Genomic DNA, 21,891 nt, shown 5'->3' with positions numbered 1-21,891 from the left:
TTGCGGCAACTCACAACCAGGAATCCCTGCCGTCAGCGACCGCTCGCGTAGAGAGCGAGCAGGTCGCGGGCCAGCTGGTGCGGGGTGGTCTCGCAGGGGCTGTGCCCGGCAGGGTAGACGCGCAGGTCCGCGCCGATCCGGTGGGCGAAGCGCCGGTGCTGCGCCACCTTCCACAGGTCGCGGTCGCCCACGGCGATGAGCTTGGGCACCCGGCTGCTGGCCAGTTCCCTGCGCACATCTGGGGTGTGCTTCATCAGAGCCATGATCTGGTCGAGGCTGGTGCGCCGGGTGTAACCGAACCGCCTGCGCGCCAGGTCGAGACGGCCGGGCCGGGTGTGGTTGCGGTTGGTGACGATGCCCCAGATCATCAGGGACGCGATGGTGTGCGCGGGCACCAGGCCGCTGATCGAGCCGAGCCAGCGCACACCGCGAAAGGTCTGGCCGGGCCCCGGCGGCGTGGTCAGCAACACCAGCGAGGCGAACAGCTCCGGCCGCCGCGCCAGGGTCAGCTCGGCGACGAGGCCGGCGAACGAGTAGCCGAGCACGTGCACCGGGCTCTCCCCCGATTCCAGCACCGCGACCAGGTCGGCAACGAAGAGGTCGTAATCGAAACGCCGGCCCTGCACCGGCCCGGCCGCCGCGGACTCGTACTGGCCGGCGAGGTCGAAGCTCTCCACCCTGTAGCCGGCGTCGGCGATCAGCGGCGCGAGCAGCACGAAGTCCTCCTTCGACCCGGTGGCCCCCGGCACGAGAAGGACCCGCGGGTCGCCCCGCCGGCCCAGCCCGATGGCGGCCAGCCGGCCGCTGGGCGCGTGGAACCTGAACCGCTCGGTGCCCGGCGGCAGGATCGTCCAGTCGAGGTCGGGCAGGGCGGCGTCGAGCATCGCGAGTCGATCGGGCCGGATCGGCTCGTTCCTGTGGAGCGGTTGCCTCACACGCAGGGACACGGCACCAGAGTAGCGCCGCCCGCCTTTCCTCGGCGGGCCTACTCGATGATGGGGATCGAGGAAGTTCCGGTGTCGGGCCGCATCCCGGACAACCGGGCCGGTTCGAGCTCGCGCATCACGTCTTCCCTGGTCATCAGGTTGGCCTCGACCACCAGGTCGGACACGTTGCGCCCGGTGAGCAGCGCCGTCTGAGCGAGCGCCGCGGCGGCCGCGTAGCCGATGTGCGGGATGAGCGCGGTGATCACGCCGACACTCGAGCCGACCATAGCGGCGAGCCGGTCCTCGTTGGCGGTGATGCCGTCGATACAGTTCACCCGCAGGGTCCACATCGCCTGGGTCATCCAGGTGAGGCTCTGGAACAGGTAGTGCGCGATGACGGGTTCGAAGGCATTGAGCTGCAGCTGCCCGCCCTCTGCGGCCATCGTCACCGTCACATCCGCCCCGGCGACGGCGAAGGCAACCTGGTTGACGACCTCGGGGATGACCGGGTTGACCTTGCCGGGCATGATGCTCGAACCGGCCTGGCGGGGCGGCAGGTTGATCTCGCCGAACCCAGCCTGCGGGCCGGAGGAGAGCAGCCGCAGGTCGTTGCAGATCTTGGAGAGCTTGATGGCGCTGCGCTTGAGGTTGCCGCTGAACGACATGAAGCTGCCGGCATCGCTGGTCGACTCGATCAGGTCCGGCGCCGCCTCCAGCTTGAGCCCGGTGATCAGATTGAGGTGGCGGATGGCCGCGGCCGCGTACCCGGGATCGGCCGTGATGCCGGTGCCGATCGCGGTGGCGCCCAGGTTGACCTCGGCGAGAAGCCAGATCGTCTCGGTGAGCCTGTCGTAGTCCTCGCCGAGGGTGGTGGCGAAGCCGTGGAACTCCTGGCCGAGGGTCATCGGCACCGCGTCCTGCATCTGGGTGCGCCCCACCTTGAGGATCTGCTCGAACTCGTCGGCCTTGACCGAGAAGGAGCCCTGCAGCGCTTTCAGTTCGCGGAGCAGGTGCTTGAGGAAGAACGCCAGGGCGATCTTGATCGCGGTGGGATAGGTGTCGTTGGTGGACTGGCTGCGGTTGACGTGGTCGATCGGGCTGAGAATGTCGTAGCGGCCGCGCCCATAGCCCGCGTTTTCCAGCGCGAGGTTGCAGATGACCTCGTTGGCGTTCATGTTGGTGGAGGTGCCGGCGCCGCCCTGCATGACTCCCACCACGAACTGGTCGTGGTGCTTGCCCTCGATGATCTCCTGGCAGGCGGCGTCGATCCAGTCGGCCCGCTTTTGGGAGAGCGCGCCCACCTCGGCGTTCGCGCGGGCGCAGGCCTGCTTCACCGAGGCGAGGGCCACGACGAAGTCGGGGTAGACCGAGATCGGACGCTTGGCGATGGGAAAGTTCTCCAGCGCCCGCTTGGTGTGCACACCCCAGTAGGCGTCCGCGGGGACCTCGACTCGGCCGAGCGAATCGCGCTCGATGCGGAAGCCGGGGGTGACGGCGGGGATGTCGGCGCTGAGATCCTGGGGGCTGGTCGTGTCTTCTATGGTCAATTCGGCGTTCGTCGTTTCGGTTCTTGCGGACATGCTGCTGGTGGGGTGCACGTGGGCTCCATTGCCTTCGGTGAAGAGCTTGTGGCTCATGACCGACCCACTCTATCGCGAGGCCCCGGCCCGGCACCGGAGCCGCACGTTTCGCCTGCGTTACGCAGGTAACCGTCGTCTCCGGGCAGGGTCTGTGCAAGAAAACGCAGGTGCGACTCCACAAGTTACGTGGCGGCGGGCTCCTCGGGGAGGACGTCGTGTTCGATGGCCTCGTAGCCTTCAGCGGAGCTACGCGGCTTACTGGAGTAGCGCATCCCTCGCACGGCGCACGCACCAGAAGCCAGTTGAGGCCCCCTGGAACGCATCCAGGAGGCCTCAAATGTCAGGTCACAGCCGGCCAGTCGCGGTGGCGGGCGCGCGCATCCGTTAGACGCCGAACAGGACCTCGACGGGACCGCGCACGAAGAAGACCAGGAAGCCGACCGCGACGACCCAGAGCAGCGGGCTGATCTCACGCGCCTTGCCGGAGAGCGAGCGCACGATGACCCAGCTGATGAAGCCGGCGCCGATGCCGTTGGCGATCGAGTAACTCAGCGGCATCACGATGATGGTGAGGAACACCGGCAGCACGATGGAGAAGTCGCTGAAGTCGATAAACCGGATCTGCGACACCATCATGGCACCCACGATCACGAGGGCCGCTGCGGCAACCTCGAGCGGAACGATCTGGGTGAGCGGGGTGAAGAACATTGCGGCCAGGAACAAGAGCCCGGTGACGACGTTCGCGAAGCCCGTTCGGGCGCCCTCACCGATTCCGGCGCCGGACTCGATGAAGACAGTGTTCGACGAGGAGGAGGTGGCGCCACCGACGACGGCACCGACGCCCTCGACGATCAGCGCCGACTTGAGCCGGGGGAAGTTGCCGTCCTTGTCGGCGACACCGGCCTCGTTGGAGAGCCCGGTCATGGTGCCCATGGCGTCGAAGAAGTTCGTGAAGACCAGCGTGAAGACCAGCATCACTGCCGCAAGAACACCGATGCGCTCGAACGCGCCGAAGCTCACCTCGCCCACGAGGGACAGGTCGGGCAGTGCGACGAAGCTGGTCGGCAGCACCGGGGCGTTGAGGTTCCAACCGGCCGGGTTGGTGCCGAGCGAAGGACCGACCTTGAAGATGGCCTCCAGGATCACGGCGAGCACCGTGGTGCCGACGATACCGATGAGCAGGGCCCCCTTGACCTTGCGGGCCACAAGCACACCGATCAGCAAAAGCCCGATCACGAACACCGTTGTGGGCAGGCTGGCGACCGAACCGGACTCGCCTAGCTGCACGGGCGGGGAGGCGACGCCGCTGGAGCGCACAAAACCGGAGTCGACCAGGCCGATGAACGCGATGAAGAGGCCGATCCCCACGGTGATGGCGATCTTGAGCTGACGGGGCACGGCGGTGAAGATCATTTCGCGCAGGCCCGTGGATGCCAGCAACACGATGATGAGGCCGTTGATGACGACCAGGCCCATGGCCTCCGGCCAGGTGACCTGGCCCACGACGCTCACGGCCAGGAACGAGTTGATACCGAGCCCGGCGGCGAAACCGAACGGCAGTCGGGCGATGACACCGAACAGGATGGTCATCACCCCGGCCGTGAGCGCGGTCACCGCGGCGACCTGGCCGTTGGGCAGCCAGTTGCCGGCGACATCCACCGCGGCCTGGTCGGCACTGAAGCCGCCGAGGATCAGCGGGTTGAGGATGACGATGTAGGCCATCGTGACGAAGGTGACCAGGCCGCCACGCACCTCGCGGCTCCAGGTGGAGCCGCGGCGAGTGACCTCGAAATACCGGTCGAGCACGGACTTGGTACCGCGCCCCGTGGGCTCGGATGGACCGGACGCCAATGGTGTTCCGGTCGAGGTGCCTGTCGTGGCGGTTGGGGCTGCTGCGGTGGACTCGTGCTCTGATGCGGAAATGATGCTCTCCCGGTCGGTGTGCGGCGGCGTGCCAAACGCCTTAGTCTACGACGCGTCCCGCGGCCGTGATAATCGGCCCAACCTGGCTGGCTAAACGTGCGGCACGAATTTGCCCCAGGCGACCCGCCGTTCGGCCTGCGGATCGGCCTCGATCCGGTCGCGGCTGTCGATGACCAGCGTCAACCTGTCCGCCTCGGTATATGGCGGCCAGGCGGCATCCGGAACGCCCGTGCCGGCAAAACCCAGCCACCAACCCTGCATGCGCGCACCGATGGCCTTGAACTCCCGCCGGCCGCCGAGCACCGTCATGCCCCGGCCGAACCAGCCGTCCAGTCTGTCGAAGAGTGGGAACAGTTCGAGGCCGTGCGTGGCATCCAGGCCCATCCGACGCAGTAGCCGGGGCGCGGCGTCGAACCTGTAGAAGTACACCGGGGCGTATCTGGAGTGCCGCTCGCCCACCTTCACGCTCGGATACCAGAACGAGTAGTCGCCGCCGAAGTCGAGCGCGGCCCGCGCCGCGGGGATGCCCGGGTACTGCGCTTTGAGGGCCTTCTTGGCCTTCTTCTTGGTGTTGGCGAAGACCGCCCGCATGCGCGGCGGCGTTGACGCGAGAATGTCGATGCGGCCACTGAACAGCGAACCCTCGCGCTGGTTGGTGCCGATGAGCAGCGGGATGCGGTGCGCCCGGCCGTCGCGGAACGCGTCCAGCGGCCGTTCGGGCAAGAAATCACCGTCGATGACCGGGCAGAGCGGGATGGTGCCTGGGTACTGGTCGGGCGAGCGCACGGTGAGGGTGGTGGTGGCCTGGGCGAGGCGGGCGGGGTCGGCGTCCAGCAGCAGACGAACGGCCTCGGCGTCGGTCAGGCCCGAACTCACCGGCGGTTCGGCCTGGTGCCCTGCGCCGGCGGTCGGCGATGCCGGGGCAGCGGGGGCCTGCTCGGCGAGGATGCGCACGAATGTCGCCGCCCACTCGGCGGTCAGCGCCGGCGGGTACACGGCGTTCGGCGGGGCGCTCTGGGCGATGGCCCGCTGGAACAGCCCCGCGGCCGCCGGCACGGTCATCAGGGTGGTCACCGCGTTGCCGCCGGCCGATTCGCCGAACAGGGTCACCGCCTCCGGGTCGCCGCCGAACGCACGGATGTTGGCGCGCACCCAGGCAAGCGCCGCGACCTGGTCGCGGAGACCCAGGTTGCTCTCGAACGGCCGCTCGGGCGTGGAGTAGCGACTGAAGTCGAGGTAGCCGAGCGCGCCCAGCCTGTAGTTCATGCTCACGTACAGGATCCCGGCGCGGCGGACCAGTCCCTCACCCTGGCGGGGATTCTCGCGCGACGACCCGACGCTGTACGCGCCGCCGTGCACGAACACCATTACGGGGCGAAGCGCCCCGTCGTCGATCGGCGCATCCGGGGCGATCACGTTGAGGGCCAGGCAATCTTCGCTCTGCGGGATGCGCGGGTGCGCGCCGAGGAACTGGCCCTTATGGCTCTGGGCGGCGACCGGTCCGAACTCCGTCGCGTCGCGCACGCCCGGCCAGGGCGGAGCCGCGGCGGGGGCGCGGAAACGCAGTGGGCCCACCGGAGCAGCCGCATAGGGGATGCCTCGCCACGCGCGGATTCCGCGCTCGCTGACGCCGCGCACCAGCCCGCCGGACACCCGGATCTCGAGGGGATCGAGAGCGCGCGCGCCGGTATGCGAAGTCATGGGGTGATCCTAATCCGGTCCGCTGACCCCGGGGCAAACTCGGTGGTGCGGCTGGCGGAGCACTACGCTCAGCTAGGGCTGCGCGAGGTATGCGTGCGGCCGGATCCCAGAGAAACGAGACACCAATGGCACTGCCCTGGACCCTGCACGGCGACGGTAAGACCGTCGGCCCGACCGACGTCGTGGCCCCCGGCGAACGCCTGAATTGGCCGATTACGATCGGCATCGGAGCCCAGCACGTGGTCGCGATGTTCGGCGCGACCTTCCTGGTCCCGTTGATCACCGGTTTCCCGCCGAGCACCACCATCCTCTTCTCCGGCATCGGCACGATCCTGTTCCTGCTGATCACGCGCAACAAACTGCCGTCCTACCTCGGGTCGTCGTTCGCGTTCATCGCCCCGATCACCGCCGCCGTCGCTACCGCGGGCATGGGCAGCGCGCTGTTCGGCATCCTGGCCGTCGGAGTGCTGCTGGCACTGGTCGGCGCCATCGTGCAGTTCACCGGGGCCGGCTGGATCGACGCCCTGATGCCGCCGGTCGTGTCCGGTGCGATCGTCGCGCTGATCGGCTTCAACCTGGCACCGGTGGCGAAGGCCAACTTCACCCTCGCGCCGCTCACCGCGCTGATCACCCTCGCCGCCGTCATCCTCTCAACGGTGCTGTTCCGCGGCATCCTCGGCCGTCTGTCGATCTTCCTGGGCGTCATCGTCGGTTACATCGCCGCGGTCATCCAGGGCGAGGTCGACTTCAGCGCCGTCGGTGACGCCGCCTGGGTCGGCCTGCCGCCGCTGACCCTGCTGACGAACCCGTTCGAGAACCCCGCGGTGTGGGCGATCCTGCCGGCGTTCCTCCCCGTGGTGCTGGTGCTGATCGCCGAGAACGTGGGCCACATCCGCGGTGTCGCGCAGATGACCGACAGCTCGGTCAACAAGCTCACCGGCCGTGCCCTGCTCGCCGACGGCCTCGCCACGGTTCTGGCCGGTTTCGGCGGCGGCTCCGGCACCACCACCTACGGCGAGAACATCGGCGTGATGGCCGCCACCCGGATCTACTCGACGGCCGCGTACTGGGTGGCCGGCATCACCGCGGTGCTGCTGGGCCTCTCCCCCAAGATCGGCGCCGTCATCAGCACCATCCCGGCGGGCGTGCTCGGCGGCGTCACGACGGCCTTGTACGGGCTCATCGGCATCATCGGCGTGAAGATCTGGCTCGACAACAAAGTGGACTTCAGCAAGCCGGTCAACCAGTTCACCGCCGCCACCGCCCTGATCATCGGCATCGCCGACTACACCTTCAGCGCCGGCACCCTCACGTTCAACGGCATCGCGCTGGGCACCGTGGCCGCCATCGTGATCTACCACCTGATGACCTGGGTGGCCCGGGTGCGCCGCACGGCGTAGCCCCCCGCCGGCCCGCGAACTGTGAGCTGAGCACCTTCCCGAGCGGTTTTTCGGGGCTTTTCTCTCGGTTCGCGGGGCTGGTCGCTACTGGTGCAGCGCGGGGACTATCAGGTAGACGCCGTAGAGCACGATCAGGCCGCACAGCCCGAAGCAGAGGTAGCCTGCGTACTGAGCGACCGACTTCTGGATGTCGGTGAGCGGGTTGGCCTTGAGGGCCTTACGGGCGCGTTTGGCGTCCTTCGCGGCCCGCGCCGGGCTGAGCACGGTGATCGCGCCGGTGAACTCGGCGGGTTCCACCGTCGGGATGCGCCCGGCCGTGGTGAGCAGGCGCAGGCCCAGCGAGTAGAGCGAGACAACGACGGCCGAGGACACCAGCGCGGCTGCCGCGACAACGAGGAAAGCGGCCCAGTCGATCACAGTGCAACCTTCTGTCGGTCCTTGCGGGACGGTTTGCGGGGCGTTTTCCTGATCTTCACGACGTGGCCCGCGTCATCGATGTCGTGCAGGTTGTCGTGTGAGATCCTGTCGCGCTTGGACCACTGGAAGAGCACGTAGACCACGGCCGTGCCGATGACGACGTCGAGCACGATGCCGATCGGGCCGAGCAGGGCCAGACCTGCGGCGAACGCGCCCATGATGGCGGAAGCCGGCAGGGTGAGCAGCCAACCCAGCGCGATCTGGCCGGCCATGCCCCAACGCACCGTGGAGCCGCGTCGGCCCAGGCCGGAGCCGATGACCGACCCGGAGGCGACCTGGGTGGTGGAGAGAGCGAAGCCGAGGTGGCTGGACGCGAGGATGGTCGCGGCGGTGCTGGTCTCGGCAGCGAAGCCCTGGGCGGGCTTGATCTCGGTGAGCCCACGGCCCATGGTGAGAATGATGCGCCAGCCGCCGGTGTAGGTACCGATCGCGATCGCGAGGGCGCAGCACGCCACCACCCAGAACTGCGGTCCCGAACCCACGGCCTGGTAACCACCGGCGATGAGGGTCAGGGTGATGACGCCCATGGTCTTCTGCGCGTCGTTGGTGCCGTGCGAGAGGGCCACCAGCGACGAGGAGAAGATCTGCGCGTAGCGGAAGCCGCCGCGGCCATCAGGCTTGCCGGCGTCGCGGCGGGTGATGGCGTAGGCCAGGCGGGTGGCGAGGTACGCGACGATGCCGACGGTGATCGGAGCGATCAGCGCGGGCAGGATCACCTTGGCCAGGACGACGTCGAAGGCCACGGCCTGCGCCCCCACCCCGATGATGGTGGCGCCGATGAGGCCGCCGAACAGGGCGTGGCTGGAACTGGACGGCAGGCCGCGCAGCCAGGTGATCAGGTTCCAGACGATCGCGCCGATCAGTCCGGCGAAGATCATTTCCGGGCTGATCTGGATTCCTCCGTCACCCTCCTTGATGATGCCGCCGGACACCGTCTTGGCGACCTCGGTGGACAGGAACGCTCCGACGAGGTTGAGAACCGCCGCGACACCGACCGCGACCTTGGGCTTCATGGCCCCGGTTGCGATCGGGGTGGCCATGGCGTTGGCCGTGTCGTGGAATCCGTTGGTGAAGTCGAAGATGAGTGCCAGTGCGATGACCAGCGCGACGATAAGGGTGAAATCCACCGGCGTCTTTCCTTGTATTACCCGAACCGTGGTCGGGTACATACATAACCGGCACGCAAGAGAGATGGCTGGCTCGAAACCGGGCCTCGTTGATCCTGACAGCCTGAGGCGGGCAGGTCAATTCAGGGTGCGTTCATTCGTCGTTCACCCGGAATTCAGGTGGCAGGACGTCAGTCGCGGGCCACGACAGTGGCGAGGTCCGCACCGAAGGTGAACGTGGCCTCGACCCGCTGTCCGGCCAGCACACCGGGCAGCCAGTGCCTGGCGTCATCCCACATCTCGTCGACGGGTAGCCGGGCGATCGTGAACCATTCAGGGTTCAGCTCGTCGGATTCGCGGGGAATTCCGCTGAACCGGTCGGTGACGAAGACGTTCGACCGCTGGCTCCAGGCGGGTTTGTGCGGGAACAGGTAGGTGAGCACCCCCATCGGGGTGAGCGCGTCGGCTCCCACGGTCAGGCCCGACTCCTCCTCGATCTCCCGCACCGCGGCATCCAGGGCGGATTCACCGGGTTCGAGCTTGCCGCCGAGCCCGACGATGTTGCCCAGACCCAGGCCCTTCTTCTTGCGGCCGAGCAGAACCTGGGGCTCGCCGGTCTCGGAGAGGCGGGTGAGGTAGCACACGCACACCTGGGGCAGTTCGGTCATGGTGTCATCGTAGCGAGCGCCCCGCGGGGCTCCAGAATCCTCGGTTACGCTGTACCCATGGATTTTGTGCCTGAGACCGGAACTATCACGATGTTCACCACGACCTGGTGCGGCTACTGCTCGCGCCTGAAGAGTCAGCTCGACAAGGTCGGCATCGGCTACACCGAGGTGAACGTCGAAGAGGTCGACGGCACGTCAGAGCTCGTCATGAGCCTCAACGGCGGCAACCGCACCGTGCCGACAGTGCTGTTCCCGGATGGCTCGGCCGCGACGAACCCGTCGCTCGCGCAGGTGCAGGCCAAGCTCGCACCCGCCGCCTGACTTGTCGTCAGACAGAAACTGCCCGGCCGACCTGAGTCGTCCGGGCAGTTCTGTCATGAGTACGGGTTTAGCCGAAGAGCACGGCCGCTTCGTCGTAACGCTCCTGGGTGACCCGGTTGAGGTCCATGGTGGCGTCGGCGATGCTGACGTTACGGATGTCGGTGCCCTTGAGGGAAACCATCGAACCCCACTTGCCCTCGATGACGGCGTCGACCGCTGACATGCCGAGGCGGGTGGCCAGCACCCGGTCGTAGGCCGACGGGGCGCCACCACGCTGGGTGTGGCCGAGTACGGTCGCCCGTGCTTCGATGCCGGTGCGTTCTTCGATCATCGGGGCAATGAGCTCGCTGATGCCGCCGAGGCGCGGACGGTTGAACGCGTCCAGGCCCTTGTGCGAGTGCGCCTCGCCCATTTCGGCGAGCAGGAATCCTTCGGAAACCACGAGGACCGGCGCGCGGCCGCGGTCGCGGACGCTCTCGACCCACTCGCAGATCTGCTCGATGGTCTGCGGCTGCTCGGGGATGAGGATGGCGTGTGCTCCGCCGGCCATGCCGGAGTGCAGGGCGATCCAGCCCACGTGGCGGCCCATGACCTCGACGACCATGCAGCGGCCGTGGGAGTCAGCGGTGGTGCGGAGACGGTCGATGGCTTCGGTGGCGATCTCGACGGCGGTGTTGAAGCCGAAGGAGTAGTCGGTGGCGGCGAGGTCGTTGTCGATGGTCTTGGGCACGCCGACGATCTTGATACCGGCATCCGTGAGGCGGCGGGCAGCCGTGAGGGTGCCCTCCCCGCCGATGGCGATGATGGCGTCGATACCCTCGGCGTCCATAGTCTTCTGGATGTTTTCCGGACCCGCGTTCTCGCCCTCGTAAGGGTTGGTGCGCGAGCTACCCAGGATGGTGCCGCCCTGGCGGGACAGGCCACGAACGCTGTGCCGGTCGAGCTTCATGAACTCGCCCTGTACCAGCCCGCGCCAGCCGTTGCGGATGCCCACGAACTCCGAGTCGTATGCGCGTCCCCCCTTGAGGACGGCACCCCGAATCACTGCGTTGAGGCCCGGGCAGTCTCCGCCGCTGGTGAGGATACCGATCTTCATTTCTTGGCTACTCCTTATTACATGCATGTGTGTTTCGGCGGATCGCCCGTCCACCATCATGGCGGCGAGCATTGGCCTGGATCAAGTCAACACCGGCGGCGCTGCTCTGAGGTAGGGACTTCCGGCCCGGTGTTACAGCTCACCGTCCAGCGCCTGCGTGAGTACGTATACCAACGCGCTGGCCTGCACTGAATCTGCCGCGGAGACGTCTTCGTCTGCCCCGTCGAGCGCGCGGGCCGCGAGGCCCTGCTTGCTGCCGATGAGTTCGGCGATGCGCGCGTCAATAGTGTGTGCGGCGATGATCCGCCAGGCGGTGACAGGCTCGGCCTGGCCGATCCGGTGCACCCGGTCGATGGCCTGGGTCTGCTCGGCCGCCGTCCAGCTCAGTTCCGCGAGCACCACGTTGGATGCCGCCTGCAGGTTCACGCCGACTCCGGCCGCGGTCAGCGAGCACACCACGACGGCGACCTCGGGGTCGGTGTTGAACGAGTCGATCGCGGCCTGGCGGGCCAGGGCACTCTGATCGCCCCGCAGCGACACCGTGCGCAGGCCGCGTTTGGCGAAGATCTCCTCCGCGGCATCCATCACGTCGATGTGCTTGGCGAAGAAGACGACCTTGCCCACCGAGTGGGCCAGCTGGGCCGCGTAGTCCGCGGCGAGCCCGGCCTTGGCCTGACCGATCTTGCGCACCATGGTGAACACGTTCTCACCGGTGCTGGTGCCCTTGGATTCCTCGAGATCGGCGTGGGCGACGGCGCGGATGTACGCGGCGCGCTGCTCGTCGTCGATCTCCGGGTTGCGCACGCCGGGGTGGCGCGCGGCGACGAGGGCCTTGTACCGCTGCACCAGGCGGGCGCCGAGCTCACGTTCGGCCTTCTGGATGGAACGGCCCAGTTCGCTGTCGAGCTCCACCGGAAGGTCGGCGATGCGCTTGGCGGGCAGGTCGGCGGCGACGTCGACCTTGCGGCGGCGCACGATGCCCATGTCGATGACCGCGGCGCGGGCCGCGGTGTAGAAGCCGGCATCGGCGGGGGTGAGCCCGGTTTCCTCCAGGCGTGCCATGAGCTTGGCGGTCGGCTTGTCGCCGTCGATCCAGCCGAGGAATTGCCAGATGGCGCGGAAGTCGTCGACGTCGTTGATCAGCGGGGTTCCGGTCAGCGCCATCAGCAGCGGGTTGTTGCCCGGGGTGCGGCGGCGGATCTGCTCGGCGAGGCTGAGCACGTGCTTGGACCGCTGCGACTGCAGGTTCTTGATGAAGTGGGCCTCGTCGACGACCATGCCCTTGAAGCCCAGGGTGCCGAGCCAGGCCAGGTGCCGGTCGAGAACGTCGTAGTTGACCACGACGACATCGGCGAAGGCGTCGAGGGTGTCGCCGTCACCGTGGATGACCGTGGCGCGACGGTGCGGCGTCCACAGTTCGACCTCGCGCACCCAGTTCATCTTCACGACGTTGGGCACGATCGCCAGCAGCGGGTAGGCACCGGCGACGGAGGCGGCGAGCAGGCTCTGCGCGGTCTTGCCGAGGCCGGGCTCGTCGGCGAGCAGGTAGCTGCGGTGGCCGAGGCGGGCGCTTTCCACGAACCGTGCCTGGTGGCGCATAAGCTCCATGCCGCGCGGAGAGAACCTGTCGACGTTGGGCGCTTCGGGCAGGTCCATACTGGCGGCCTGGCCGCCGGAACCGAACTCGAAGGCCTTGAACAGCGGGCCGAGCAGTTCCCAGTTGGCCAGGCGACGGGCGGCAGAGACCGGCGCGGCCTTCACGGCGCTGAAGTCGGGGGCCAGGAACGGATTGGCCATCTGGCGGGCACGCACGGACTGCGGGATGACCTGGTTCTGCGGCACCTCGGGCTTGGCCTCGGGTTCGCGGGTGATGATGAGTTCGTCCGGGCTGAGTTCCGCGCCCGATTCCAACAGCCAGTCGCGGCGGAACCGCTGGGCGACGGTGGAGACGCCGGCATCCGGTTCGAGCAGGGTGATCAGACTGGTGTCGCGGGCCGCGGTCTTCGCGAGGATCTGGGCGATACCGTCGAGGCGTTTGAGAAGTTCGGCGCGGTTCGCGTCGGTCAGTTCGGGGTCGGTCTTCACGCGGGCGCGTTCTTCGCGCATCAGCAGCGCGATGACCTGGTACTTGGTGCGGTTGGTGGGGCCGAGCTTGGTGCCGCTCTGAGCCTTGGCTTCGACCTCGCGCACCTTGCGGGCGAGGATCGGGATGATCGGGGCGTCGTCGTCGCGCGAGCGCGGTCGTTGACGTGTTCGACCGCTGCCGGCTCCAGCGCGGCCCGCTCCGTTGGGGCGGGTGTGTGCCATTTTTCTCCACTTCACACCAGCGCATCACTCAATGCGCGCTGGTCGTGTTGCGCATCCGCAGGATGCCTGTGCGATCGATACGCCGAACCCCATGATCGAGCAGCGGGACGCCGCAGCTTTCAGTCACTTGTGCACTGATGGCCGCGGGGCCACGGTCGAGCCCGGCTCCAGACGCATCCTTAGTCTATGCCCGCCCCCGGATTTAGCGGTGCACAGCGGTCGGGACCTTGGTCCGGATTCCGACGATGATGAAGACCAGAGCGGCAATGAACTGAGCGGACACCCAGCCCTGCCCGTGCAGTTCGATCACGACGATCGGATTCCACAGCACCGCGATCGGCACCAGCCCGATGAGCCACCACCACGCCTTGGCCTGAATGACGAAGACGCAGATGATGAGAGCCAGGATGCTGACGATGTACCGGATGATTACAAAGCTGTCGACATCGAGCAGGGCCAGCCCGGCCAGCAGCGCGATCGCGCCGAGCAGGCCGGGTGCCAGGGCCGAGCGGGTATAGGCAGGTTCTGCCGGGGTGCCCATCAGACGCCCCCTCCCCCGCCGCCGCCGCCTCCGCCGCCGACGGAGCCACCACCGCTCGAACCGGAACCGGCCGAGCTGGCTGCGATACCCGTCGATGCTGACGTGGCGAACGCTGAGACGCCGGTGGCGAAGTACGCGGCGCTGAACGGCGCGGTACCGACGTACCAGTCCGGCTGCTGGTGGGCACCGGCATAGTAGTCGCCCAGCACCGTGGACCACTCCTTCTCCTGACCGGTCAGCACGGCGAACGGCAGCAGTCGCTCGTAGAGCTTGAGCACCTGCACGGGGTCGGTCGCCACCGCACCGGGAGTCTTATCCGGCCGGGACGGCGTGCGCAGGGCGCCGGCGGGGCTCTGCAGCACCCGAAGTCGGTCCGCTTCGGCCAGTGAGATGTACACGGAAACACCCTTCAGGTAGTCGCGCAGTTCGGCGCCGCGGGCCGTGAGCGGGCGCACGTCGGCCGTCACGGCGATCGTAAGTATCGCGGCGCCCAGGCCAACGACCAGGAGCAGCGCGGGCCACGCGCCGGCGACCTCGGTGGCGAACGACACTATGCTCGCGATCATCGCGACGAGGCCGGCGACGATGGCCACACCGAACAGCCAACCGCTGAGGGCGCCGCCCTTCTTCTCTCGGAGCCCGTCGGTGATCAACTGCTTGCGGGCGTCACTCTTGGCGGCGGTCAGGGCGGTGCCCAGTTTCGCATCCGTCTTCTTGAAGTCCCGAATGGTGCCGATGGGCCGGTGGGCGGGGAACAGGGCGTCGAGGACGGCACGCTCGGTGGGGTCAATGCCCGCCCGGCTGCGCAACTCGAGGAGGTAGTGGTTCTTGCCGTCGCCCTCGAGGACCCGCACGTTGCCGTTCACGGCGAACTGCAGGAACTGGGCGGTGAGGGACTTGCCGCTGGCCTTGGCGCCGAGAACACCGCCGGCCTGCAACAGGTTCACGCCCGTGGGCGGCAGGTATTCGGCGATGATGGTGGGCCGGCCGGGCCGGTTGCGCCAGCGGGTGTTGCGCAGGGCGACGCCGATCACGGCCGTGGTCAGCGCGGCCAGAGCCGCGAGCAACGCGATCGTCGGGAACACGTTGGCGGTGAACGAATCGTCCCTGGGGACGAAAGTACCCTCGTCGAAGCCCACAGCGAGGGCGAGGCCCTCGTGCGGGCCCAGGTCGCGTGCGGTGGCCTCAATGACCCATTCGTCGCCGTCGGCGGCGCTGTCGAGCGTGTCGCAGGTCGCGCCGGATGTCGACACGCCCTGGTAGCAGGCGGTCTGACCGGTGAGGGCGGGAACCAGGTCGGCTGCCACGTGCACCGTGGCGGAGACGGTGCCGAACGGCTGGGCCCAGCCGGTGCCGTTCACCTCCCAGAAGAACTCCTCATCCGTCGTGTCATCGGGGAAGTGGGCGACGTTCTTCTGGGTATAGCTGATGACGTAGGTCTGTTCGCCGTGGACGAAGTCATCGTCGGCGATGGTGATGATGAGGAACTCGTCATCGGAGTCGTCGCTGTCGGTGTCGGTTTCGTAGTCCCGCTCGGTGCCGTTCTCGTCGGTGACCCTGACGTTGGTCGGGTTGGTGGGCTCACCCCGGTAGTGGGTGGGGATCTGCCGCCGGATGCCCTTGTTCTGGTCGGTCTCGGGGAACTGGGCGACGAGGGTCTCGGTGGTGGCCAGGGTGGAATGGCCCTCCTCGTCACGGTCGAGCCTGTAGTCGGCGTGCAGGGACGCGAAGCTGAAATCGTCGACGCCGGCCGAAACCGACTGGGGCGCGAATGTCGCTCCGGCAGCGCGGGCCGGGGCGGCCAAAGCCGACGCAGGGCTCGCGCCGAGGAGGGTGAGCCCGGCGAGAATCGTCGCGGCCAACGACAGTCGGAGGCGGAAACTGACGGGTCGGTGCATGGTCTCATGGTACCGAGGGAGGTCAGACACCGGTCACCGGCCGTGTGCGTTTCTCTCCGGTGCCGCGACGGGTGCGTCAGGCGGGGTGCCGGCTGACGGACAGCGTTTCCGGCGGGTGTTCAAGCAGGTCGACGAGTGCGGGCCGTAGCTCGGTGAACCAGACGACGTAGCCGGCTTCGATGAGGTGCAGGTGATCGGCCGACCATTCGGCGCTGAGCGTGCCGTCCTCGGCGGCCAACACCGGCCAGAGATCCAGGTAGCGAGCCTTGACGGTCGGCGCGAACTGGCGCAGGTGTCGGTTGACCGACCGGATCACGTGCACGAATTCCTTCTCCCTCGGGGGCACGGACTGGATGAGCAGCCGGGTGCCGGGCAGCTGCTTGCGCAGGGTGCACAGGATGGTCTCAATGTTGCGCACGATGTACTCGTCCGAACGGTTCCAGCCCACATCGTTGGTACCCACCTGCAGGACGACGGCATCGGGGTCGGCCTGCACAACCTGATCGAGCCGACCCAGGACCTCATCTGTCGTGTCCCCGTTCACGCCGAGGTTCTGCACCTCAAGGTCGGGGAACCGTTCCTCCCATCGAGCGCCCGCGCTGAGACCATCGCCGACGAACACCACCGCACCGGACATCTGGACTCCTCACCGCTTGCTTCCATGATGCGCTCCGCGGTGCACGGTGGCTAGGGTCGAAACTGGCAAGGTCCCGTCAGCCGGCTCCCCCTCGAGCTCGCCGGACGGATGAGCGGTCAGCGGGGGGCGGGTCAGGAGCCGATGGCGGCCTCCGCGGTCGTGGCCGCCGGTGGGGCACCGATCGGGATCCCCGGCTGGGTGGCGAGGGTGGCGCCTTCGGTTTCGGCAGCTTCGGTTTCGGCGGCGGCGGTGATGCGGTTGGCCATGCCGCTGAAGATCACGCCGTGGAACGGCAGGATCGAGAACCAGTACAGCCGGCCGCCGAGTCCGCGCGGGAAGAACACCGCACGCTGGCGGTAAATCGAGCCACCGTCATCCGTGGGCTCGGCACGCATCTCGAGCCAGGCCCGGCCGGGCACCCGCATCTCGGCGCGCAACCGCAGAAAGCTGCCTCGATCGATGCGTTCGACGCGCCAGAAGTCGAGCACGTCGCCGGTCTGCAGCCGGTCGGGATGCCGGCGGCCGCGGCGCAGGCCCACTCCTCCGACGACCTTGTCCATCCAACCGCGCACCGCCCAGGCGAGCGGGAACGAGTACCAACCGTTCTCCCCGCCGATGCTCTCGATGACCCGCCACAGGTCCGCCGGCTTGGCGGAGGTGCGCTTCTCCTTGAGGTCGGTGTACACGAGGTGACCGGCCCAGTCGGGGTCGCTGGGCAGCGGGTTGCTCGATGCCCCTTCCGTCGCGGCGTTCTGCCAGCTGGTTTCCACGTCGCCGTCGCGCACCCGGCCCAGGGCCAGGCGCACGGCCCGGCGATAGGTGGTGAGGCCGCCGGCCGGCGGTGGGATCACCGCGTCGATGTCGTGTTCGTGCATGACGCAGTCGTATTGCAGCGACGCGATTATCGGCACGGCCAGGCTGCGCGGGATGGGCGTGACCAGGTTGACCCACTGCGACGCGAGCCACGGGGTGAGCACCGGCAGTGGCGCGATCGGGCGCTGGTGCAGGCCCGCTTCGACGGCGTAGCCGTTCATCATCTGGCCGTACCGCAGCACGTCCGGACCGCCGATGTCGAAGGTGCGGTTGACGTCCGCGGGCACATCGGCGGCGGCGACCAGGTAGTGCAAAACGTCGCGCACCGCGATGGGCTGGATGAAGTTGCGCACCCACCGTGGCGCCGGCATGTACGGCAGCACATCGGTCAGGTGCCGGATCATCTCGAACGACGTCGACCCGGAGCCGATGACGACCCCGGCCTGGAAGGCGACAGTGGGCACGCCGGAGTCCAGCAGGATGCGGCCGACCTCGGCGCGAGAACGCAGGTGCGGCGAGAGGGTCGGGCTGTCGGGGTGCAGGCCGCCGAGATAGACGATGCGCGAAACCATCGCCTCGGCCGCAGCGCCGGCCACGTTCCGGGCCGCGGTGCGTTCGGTCTGCTCGAAGTCGCCCCTGGCTCCCATCGAGTGCACCAGGTAGTAGAGCACGTCGATGCCGGCGCTGGCCCTGTCCACCGAGGCCCGATCGCCGAGGTCGCCCTCGACGATCTCGACGTCATCGGCCCACGGCACGTCGGTCAGTTTCTGGGGCGAGCGCACGAGCACCCGCACGGTATGACCGGCCTCGAGGAGTTTGGGAACCAGTCGGCCCCCGATGTAGCCGGTGGCTCCGGTGACCAGTACGCGGCGTGCGGTCTTCTCAATCATTGCGTCAGCCTAGGGGTGGAGTCTGGGCTGGACCTGCATATTCCCAGGCGGCAATCCGGGCCTGTGGATGGATCCGACGGCGACGGCCGGTCTGAGGGAAGATCGCCGGATGATCCTTCGACTCGACCCGCGGTATCCGCTCGTCTGGCGCACGCCGGACACCATCCAGCTGGGCATCGACCGGCCGTTGGCGATCGTACCGGGGGTGACGGCTCCGCTGGAGAGCGTCATCGCCGCGCTCCGGGTGGGGATTCCCCGGTCGGGTGCGCTGATGCTCGGGCGACAGTCCGGTGCGACGGATGCGGCGACCGCCGCCCTGCTCTCCGCCCTGGCCCCCGCGCTGGTCGGCCTCGACACTCAGCCGGCGGAGCCCGGTACCGACACCGCCCCTCTCACAGCCACCTGGTTCGGCAGCAGGAGGGCCACCCCGGTGCACCGCGGCAACCGTCCGGTGGTCTGCGTGGACGGCGCCGGGGCCACCGCCGACCGCATTCGGCACCTGCTGGTCGACCTGGGCATCACGGTTGCGACGCCAGGGCAGCTCCCTGATCTGGCCGTGATCGTGGACCATTTCGTGCTCGCTCCGGAGCGGCACGGTCACTGGTTGCGGCGGGATGTGCCGCACCTGCCGGTGCTGTTCAGCGACGCCGAAGTGCGGGTCGGCCCGCTCGTGGAACCCGGGGCCGGCCCGTGCCTGACCTGCCTGGACCTCGAGCAGGTCGACCTCGACCCGGCCTGGCCCGCGATCGCCAGCCAGTTGCTGCACCGCACGGCACCCACCGAAACGACCCGGATGGGCATCGAGGTGGCCTCGACGGCGGCCGGCATCGTGCACGAGCGGGTGTTCGCGTCCTCGAACGAGTTCGCGGCCGCGTCACTGGCGATCGACGCTGAATCGCTGACGGTCAGACGCCGCGCGCACCGGCCGCACGAGCGGTGCGGATGCCGATTTCTGCCAGAAAGCGTGATCGTTCTCGCGGGGAACGCTGCTGGCTTCCGGCCGCGGACCAGCTGAGCGAGAGGCGTTTCCGCGCCCGGGTGACACCCACGTAGAGCAACCGGCGTTCCTCGTCGACCTGCTCGAAGGTGCCGGCGTAGCTGATCGGCACCAGACCCTCGGAGAGCCCCACCACGAACACGGCGTCCCATTCCAGGCCCTTGGCCGAGTGCAGGGTGGCCAGGGTCACCGCGGCGACGGTCGGTTCGTGCTGGCCGGCCTGGCGTTCCATCAGCTCGTCGGTGAACTGACGGAAGGTGGTGCCGGGGGCGGCCTGGTCGACGAGCCCCATGATCGCGTTCAACGCCTCCCAGCGGTCGCGCACCGCGCCGCGGGTTTCCGGCGCGGTCTGGCTCCAGCCCAGGCCCCGCAGCACGTCGCTGACCGATTTGAACAGCGGTTCGCCCATGATCGACACGGATGCCGCGCGCAGCGACATCACCGCCTGCTTCACCTCGGGCAGGTCGAAGAACCGCTTCGATCCGCGGATCTGGAAGCTCACGCCGACATCACCGAGCGCGGTCTCGAGCAGCGCGGCCTGCACGTTGACCCTGTACAACACCGCGATGTTCTCCGGTGGCACCCCGGCTTCGACGAGTTCGAAGATGCTTTGGGCCACCCCGCGGGCCTCGGCCATGTCGTTGGGGTATTCCCGTACGGCGGGCTCCACCCCGGTCTCGGCGACGGCGGCGTGCAGCGACAGCGCGCCGGGCCGGCCGCGCATCAGCTGGTTGGCGGTAGCGACGATGGCGGCCGTTGACCGGTAGTTCTGTTCCAGGCGTACCACTGTGGCGTCCTCGTAGTGCTTGGGAAAGTCGAGCAGGTAGTCGCTCCGGGCCCCGGCGAAGGAGTAGATGGTCTGACTGGCATCGCCGACCACGCACAGGTCCCGCCGGTCGCCGAGCCACAGTTTGAGCAGGTCGTACTGCAGCGGGGAGACGTCCTGGAACTCGTCGACGACGAAGAACCGGTACTGCTCACGCACTTGCAGCGCCACGGAGGGTTCGGCTTCGATCATGCCGGCCATGGCCAGCAGCACGTCCTCGAAGTCGATCTGTTTGCGGTCGTCCTTGAGCCGTTCGTAGCCGGCCTGCATGTCCAGGGTCTGGTCGATGTCGAGCCGGCCGGGCAGGGCACGGCCGGCGGTGGCGTACTGGTCCAGGCTGAGGCCGCTGGTTTTGCGCCACTCGATCTCGCCGGCCAGGTCGCGCAGGGTGGCGGTGTCCAGCTTGAGTTTGAGGACCTCGGCGGCGTGACCGAGCAGCCGGCCCTTGCCCTCGAGGATGCGGGGCGCTTGGCCGCCGACGACGTGCGGCCAGAAGTAGTTCAGCTGGCTCAGCGCGGCCGCGTGGAAGGTGCGCGCGGCGACGCCGCCGGCGCCGAGCTGGCGGAGCCGGCCGCGGAGCTCCGCGGCGGAGCGGGCGGTGAAGGTGAGCGCCATCACCCGGTTCGGCGAGTAGGCGCCGCTCATCACGCCGTAGGCGATGCGGTGGGTGATGGCGCGGGTCTTGCCGGTGCCGGCGCCGGCGAGCATGCAGACCGGCCCGATCAGGGCTTCGGCGGCGATGCGCTGTTGCTCGTCGAGTCCGGTGAGCAAGGACTCGGCGGTGGGGGTCAACCGGTCAGACACCGGGCTGCTCCGGCTGAGCCAGCCAGTCGTCGAGGAGTGCGCGGGCGATCGACGATGGGCCGGGCAGCATGATGCCGTTTTCGGGGTCGGCGAGCTCGGCGCGGCTGAACCAGCGCAGATCCAGGATCTCGGTGCCGTCGGGTACCAGAGAGCCGGCCTGCTGGCTATCGGCCAGACGGGCGGTGAAGCCGACCATGATCGACGCCGGAAACGGCCACGGCTGCGACCCGCGGTAGACCGGGTCGGTGACCCGCATGCCGGATTCCTCGAACACCTCACGCACCACGGCGGACTCGAACGATTCGCCGGGTTCGACGAAGCCGGCCAGCAGCGAATACCGGTTCGCCTCCCACATGGCGTTGGAGCCCAGCAGCACCCTGTCGCGGTCGTCGGTGATCAGCACGATCACGGCCGCGTCGGTGCGGGGGAAAATCTGGCTGCCGTCCTCGGGGCAGTGTCGCACCCAACCGGCTGTGGTCACGTCGGTCGCCGCGCCGCAGCGCGGGCAGTGCGGGTGCGAATCGTGCCAGTGCAGGATGCCGAGGGATTCGGTGAGGATGCCGGTGTCCCGGTCCGAGAGGAGGGTGGCGTAGTCGCGCAGGCCCACCCACCTCGACGCGTCGGGTTCCAGCGCGGCGGCCTGGTCATCGTCCAGCGGCACGGCCACGAGCGGGGTGCCGACGGGTTCGGCGGCGTCGGCGTCCAGCGACAGGCCGAGGTAGACCCGCAGGGCGGCCGCCGGGTCGATGGTGAGATCGGCCGGCTCGAGCAACAACAACCGGGGCCGGTCGTTCCCGGCGGCGGCGGCGAGCAGCACGGTACCGCGCCAGAGCGGCAGAACCCGGGTGCCGGCATCCGCCCAGAGCCGCTCGAACAAATCGGGTTGGGCGCGGGCGTCGTTGTCGCGATCAACGGCGTGCCTGGACAGTGGCAGCGTGGCCGTGAACCTGAACGACATGAGACCCCTCAAAAATCGGGCA

Annotated in this window: 18 protein-coding genes; 3 read left to right on the top strand and 15 right to left on the bottom strand. The window is 68.4% G+C overall.

The features are described 5' to 3' along the window. Positions 1–32: 32 nt before the first annotated feature. The 4 genes from E3T22_RS11595 to E3T22_RS11580 form a co-directional block, all read right to left on the bottom strand. Complete coding sequence (locus tag E3T22_RS11595) at positions 33–947, bottom strand: alpha/beta fold hydrolase (protein WP_370448629.1); 915 nt, start codon at positions 945–947, stop codon at positions 33–35. Between the two features lie 38 nt (positions 948–985). Next, the gene (locus E3T22_RS11590; RefSeq protein WP_103431286.1) at positions 986–2,506 is read right to left on the bottom strand and encodes an aspartate ammonia-lyase; all 1,521 of its coding nucleotides are present in this window, start codon (positions 2,504–2,506) and stop codon (positions 986–988) included. Positions 2,507–2,890: 384 nt separating this feature from the next. Further along, positions 2,891–4,357 (bottom strand): NCS2 family permease, encoded by a 1,467-nt coding sequence (locus E3T22_RS11585; RefSeq protein ID WP_241983671.1) that lies wholly within the window; start codon positions 4,355–4,357, stop codon positions 2,891–2,893. 162 nt (positions 4,358–4,519) lie between these two features. Continuing rightward, positions 4,520–6,130, bottom strand: coding sequence for a carboxylesterase/lipase family protein (locus E3T22_RS11580; RefSeq protein WP_134480629.1), 1,611 nt, complete (start codon positions 6,128–6,130; stop codon positions 4,520–4,522). A 125-nt stretch (positions 6,131–6,255) separates the two neighbouring features. On the opposite strand from E3T22_RS11580, the gene E3T22_RS11575 reads away from it, so the two are divergent. Continuing rightward, positions 6,256–7,530 (top strand): uracil-xanthine permease family protein, encoded by a 1,275-nt coding sequence (locus tag E3T22_RS11575; RefSeq protein WP_134480628.1) that lies wholly within the window; start codon positions 6,256–6,258, stop codon positions 7,528–7,530. 84 nt (positions 7,531–7,614) lie between these two features. Here the strand turns inward: E3T22_RS11575 and E3T22_RS11570 are convergent, their stop codons facing one another. The 3 genes from E3T22_RS11570 to E3T22_RS11560 form a co-directional block, all read right to left on the bottom strand. Beyond that, positions 7,615–7,947: a peptidase gene (locus tag E3T22_RS11570; RefSeq protein ID WP_088455652.1), complete on the bottom strand. Its 333-nt coding sequence runs from the start codon at positions 7,945–7,947 to the stop codon at positions 7,615–7,617. Next, positions 7,944–9,134 carry an inorganic phosphate transporter gene (locus E3T22_RS11565; RefSeq protein WP_088455651.1) on the bottom strand — a complete coding sequence of 397 codons (1,191 nt, stop codon included), beginning with the start codon at positions 9,132–9,134 and terminating at the stop codon, positions 7,944–7,946. The genes E3T22_RS11570 and E3T22_RS11565 overlap by 4 nt, the downstream gene beginning before the upstream one ends. A 170-nt stretch (positions 9,135–9,304) precedes the next feature. Then, positions 9,305–9,781 carry an 8-oxo-dGTP diphosphatase gene (locus E3T22_RS11560; protein WP_088455650.1) on the bottom strand — a complete coding sequence of 159 codons (477 nt, stop codon included), beginning with the start codon at positions 9,779–9,781 and terminating at the stop codon, positions 9,305–9,307. A gap of 57 nt (positions 9,782–9,838) precedes the next feature. On the opposite strand from E3T22_RS11560, the gene E3T22_RS11555 reads away from it, so the two are divergent. Next, positions 9,839–10,102 (top strand): mycoredoxin, encoded by a 264-nt coding sequence (locus tag E3T22_RS11555; protein WP_088455649.1) that lies wholly within the window; start codon positions 9,839–9,841, stop codon positions 10,100–10,102. A 67-nt stretch (positions 10,103–10,169) separates the two neighbouring features. On the opposite strand, the gene E3T22_RS11550 is transcribed toward E3T22_RS11555, so the two are convergent. From E3T22_RS11550 to E3T22_RS11525, 6 genes are all read right to left on the bottom strand, one after another. Beyond that, the gene (locus E3T22_RS11550) at positions 10,170–11,198 is read right to left on the bottom strand and encodes a 6-phosphofructokinase (protein ID WP_088455648.1); all 1,029 of its coding nucleotides are present in this window, start codon (positions 11,196–11,198) and stop codon (positions 10,170–10,172) included. A gap of 132 nt (positions 11,199–11,330) precedes the next feature. Continuing rightward, the gene (locus E3T22_RS11545) at positions 11,331–13,505 is read right to left on the bottom strand and encodes a DEAD/DEAH box helicase (RefSeq protein ID WP_088455647.1); all 2,175 of its coding nucleotides are present in this window, start codon (positions 13,503–13,505) and stop codon (positions 11,331–11,333) included. A gap of 202 nt (positions 13,506–13,707) precedes the next feature. Beyond that, entirely contained in the window at positions 13,708–14,046 is a 339-nt protein-coding gene (locus tag E3T22_RS11540) for a DUF6804 family protein (protein WP_240632417.1), read from the bottom strand. Further along, the gene (locus tag E3T22_RS11535) at positions 14,046–15,944 is read right to left on the bottom strand and encodes a DUF2207 domain-containing protein (RefSeq protein WP_134480627.1); all 1,899 of its coding nucleotides are present in this window, start codon (positions 15,942–15,944) and stop codon (positions 14,046–14,048) included. Before E3T22_RS11535 ends, E3T22_RS11540 begins: the two co-directional genes overlap by 1 nt. A 76-nt stretch (positions 15,945–16,020) precedes the next feature. Next, positions 16,021–16,581 carry a GDSL-type esterase/lipase family protein gene (locus tag E3T22_RS11530; protein ID WP_088455645.1) on the bottom strand — a complete coding sequence of 187 codons (561 nt, stop codon included), beginning with the start codon at positions 16,579–16,581 and terminating at the stop codon, positions 16,021–16,023. Between the two features lie 131 nt (positions 16,582–16,712). Next, positions 16,713–18,284: an SDR family oxidoreductase gene (locus tag E3T22_RS11525; protein WP_134480626.1), complete on the bottom strand. Its 1,572-nt coding sequence runs from the start codon at positions 18,282–18,284 to the stop codon at positions 16,713–16,715. 109 nt (positions 18,285–18,393) lie between these two features. Here E3T22_RS11525 and E3T22_RS11520 point away from each other — a divergent pair, with 109 nt between their 5' ends. Then, a complete protein-coding gene (locus E3T22_RS11520) occupies positions 18,394–19,299 on the top strand; it encodes a TOMM precursor leader peptide-binding protein (protein WP_166789296.1) in 906 nt (301 codons plus the stop codon). Here E3T22_RS11520 and E3T22_RS11515 read toward each other — a convergent pair. Both E3T22_RS11515 and nudC read right to left on the bottom strand, forming a co-directional pair. Beyond that, positions 19,190–20,911, bottom strand: coding sequence for an ATP-dependent helicase (locus E3T22_RS11515; RefSeq protein ID WP_241980347.1), 1,722 nt, complete (start codon positions 20,909–20,911; stop codon positions 19,190–19,192). The genes E3T22_RS11520 and E3T22_RS11515 overlap by 110 nt on opposite strands. Continuing rightward, positions 20,904–21,869: an NAD(+) diphosphatase gene (nudC, locus tag E3T22_RS11510; protein ID WP_088455642.1), complete on the bottom strand. Its 966-nt coding sequence runs from the start codon at positions 21,867–21,869 to the stop codon at positions 20,904–20,906. Before nudC ends, E3T22_RS11515 begins: the two co-directional genes overlap by 8 nt. Positions 21,870–21,891 lie beyond the last annotated feature (22 nt).

Origin of the sequence: Cryobacterium sp. TMB3-10 (assembly GCF_004402305.1) — a bacterium.
Lineage (GTDB): Bacteria > Actinomycetota > Actinomycetes > Actinomycetales > Microbacteriaceae > Cryobacterium > Cryobacterium zongtaii.
The sequence above is the reverse complement of the archived record's forward strand: the minus strand, read 5'-3'. Positions and strand labels throughout refer to the sequence as shown.

What these genes read in the sequence shown, in the direction of transcription:
- E3T22_RS11590 (WP_103431286.1), bottom strand. Translation starts at nt 2,506, where the DNA reads ATGTCCGCAAGAACCGAAACGACGAACGCCGAATTGACCATAGAAGAC.
- E3T22_RS11580 (WP_134480629.1), bottom strand. Translation starts at nt 6,130, where the DNA reads ATGACTTCGCATACCGGCGCGCGCGCTCTCGATCCCCTCGAGATCCGG.
- E3T22_RS11575 (WP_134480628.1), top strand. Translation starts at nt 6,256, where the DNA reads ATGGCACTGCCCTGGACCCTGCACGGCGACGGTAAGACCGTCGGCCCG.
- E3T22_RS11560 (WP_088455650.1), bottom strand. Translation starts at nt 9,781, where the DNA reads ATGACCGAACTGCCCCAGGTGTGCGTGTGCTACCTCACCCGCCTCTCC.
- E3T22_RS11555 (WP_088455649.1), top strand. Translation starts at nt 9,839, where the DNA reads ATGGATTTTGTGCCTGAGACCGGAACTATCACGATGTTCACCACGACC.
- E3T22_RS11550 (WP_088455648.1), bottom strand. Translation starts at nt 11,198, where the DNA reads ATGAAGATCGGTATCCTCACCAGCGGCGGAGACTGCCCGGGCCTCAAC.
- E3T22_RS11545 (WP_088455647.1), bottom strand. Translation starts at nt 13,505, where the DNA reads ATGGCACACACCCGCCCCAACGGAGCGGGCCGCGCTGGAGCCGGCAGC.
- E3T22_RS11540 (WP_240632417.1), bottom strand. Translation starts at nt 14,046, where the DNA reads ATGGGCACCCCGGCAGAACCTGCCTATACCCGCTCGGCCCTGGCACCC.
- E3T22_RS11535 (WP_134480627.1), bottom strand. Translation starts at nt 15,944, where the DNA reads ATGCACCGACCCGTCAGTTTCCGCCTCCGACTGTCGTTGGCCGCGACG.
- E3T22_RS11530 (WP_088455645.1), bottom strand. Translation starts at nt 16,581, where the DNA reads ATGTCCGGTGCGGTGGTGTTCGTCGGCGATGGTCTCAGCGCGGGCGCT.
- E3T22_RS11525 (WP_134480626.1), bottom strand. Translation starts at nt 18,284, where the DNA reads ATGATTGAGAAGACCGCACGCCGCGTACTGGTCACCGGAGCCACCGGC.
- E3T22_RS11520 (WP_166789296.1), top strand. Translation starts at nt 18,394, where the DNA reads ATGATCCTTCGACTCGACCCGCGGTATCCGCTCGTCTGGCGCACGCCG.
- nudC (WP_088455642.1), bottom strand. Translation starts at nt 21,869, where the DNA reads ATGTCGTTCAGGTTCACGGCCACGCTGCCACTGTCCAGGCACGCCGTT.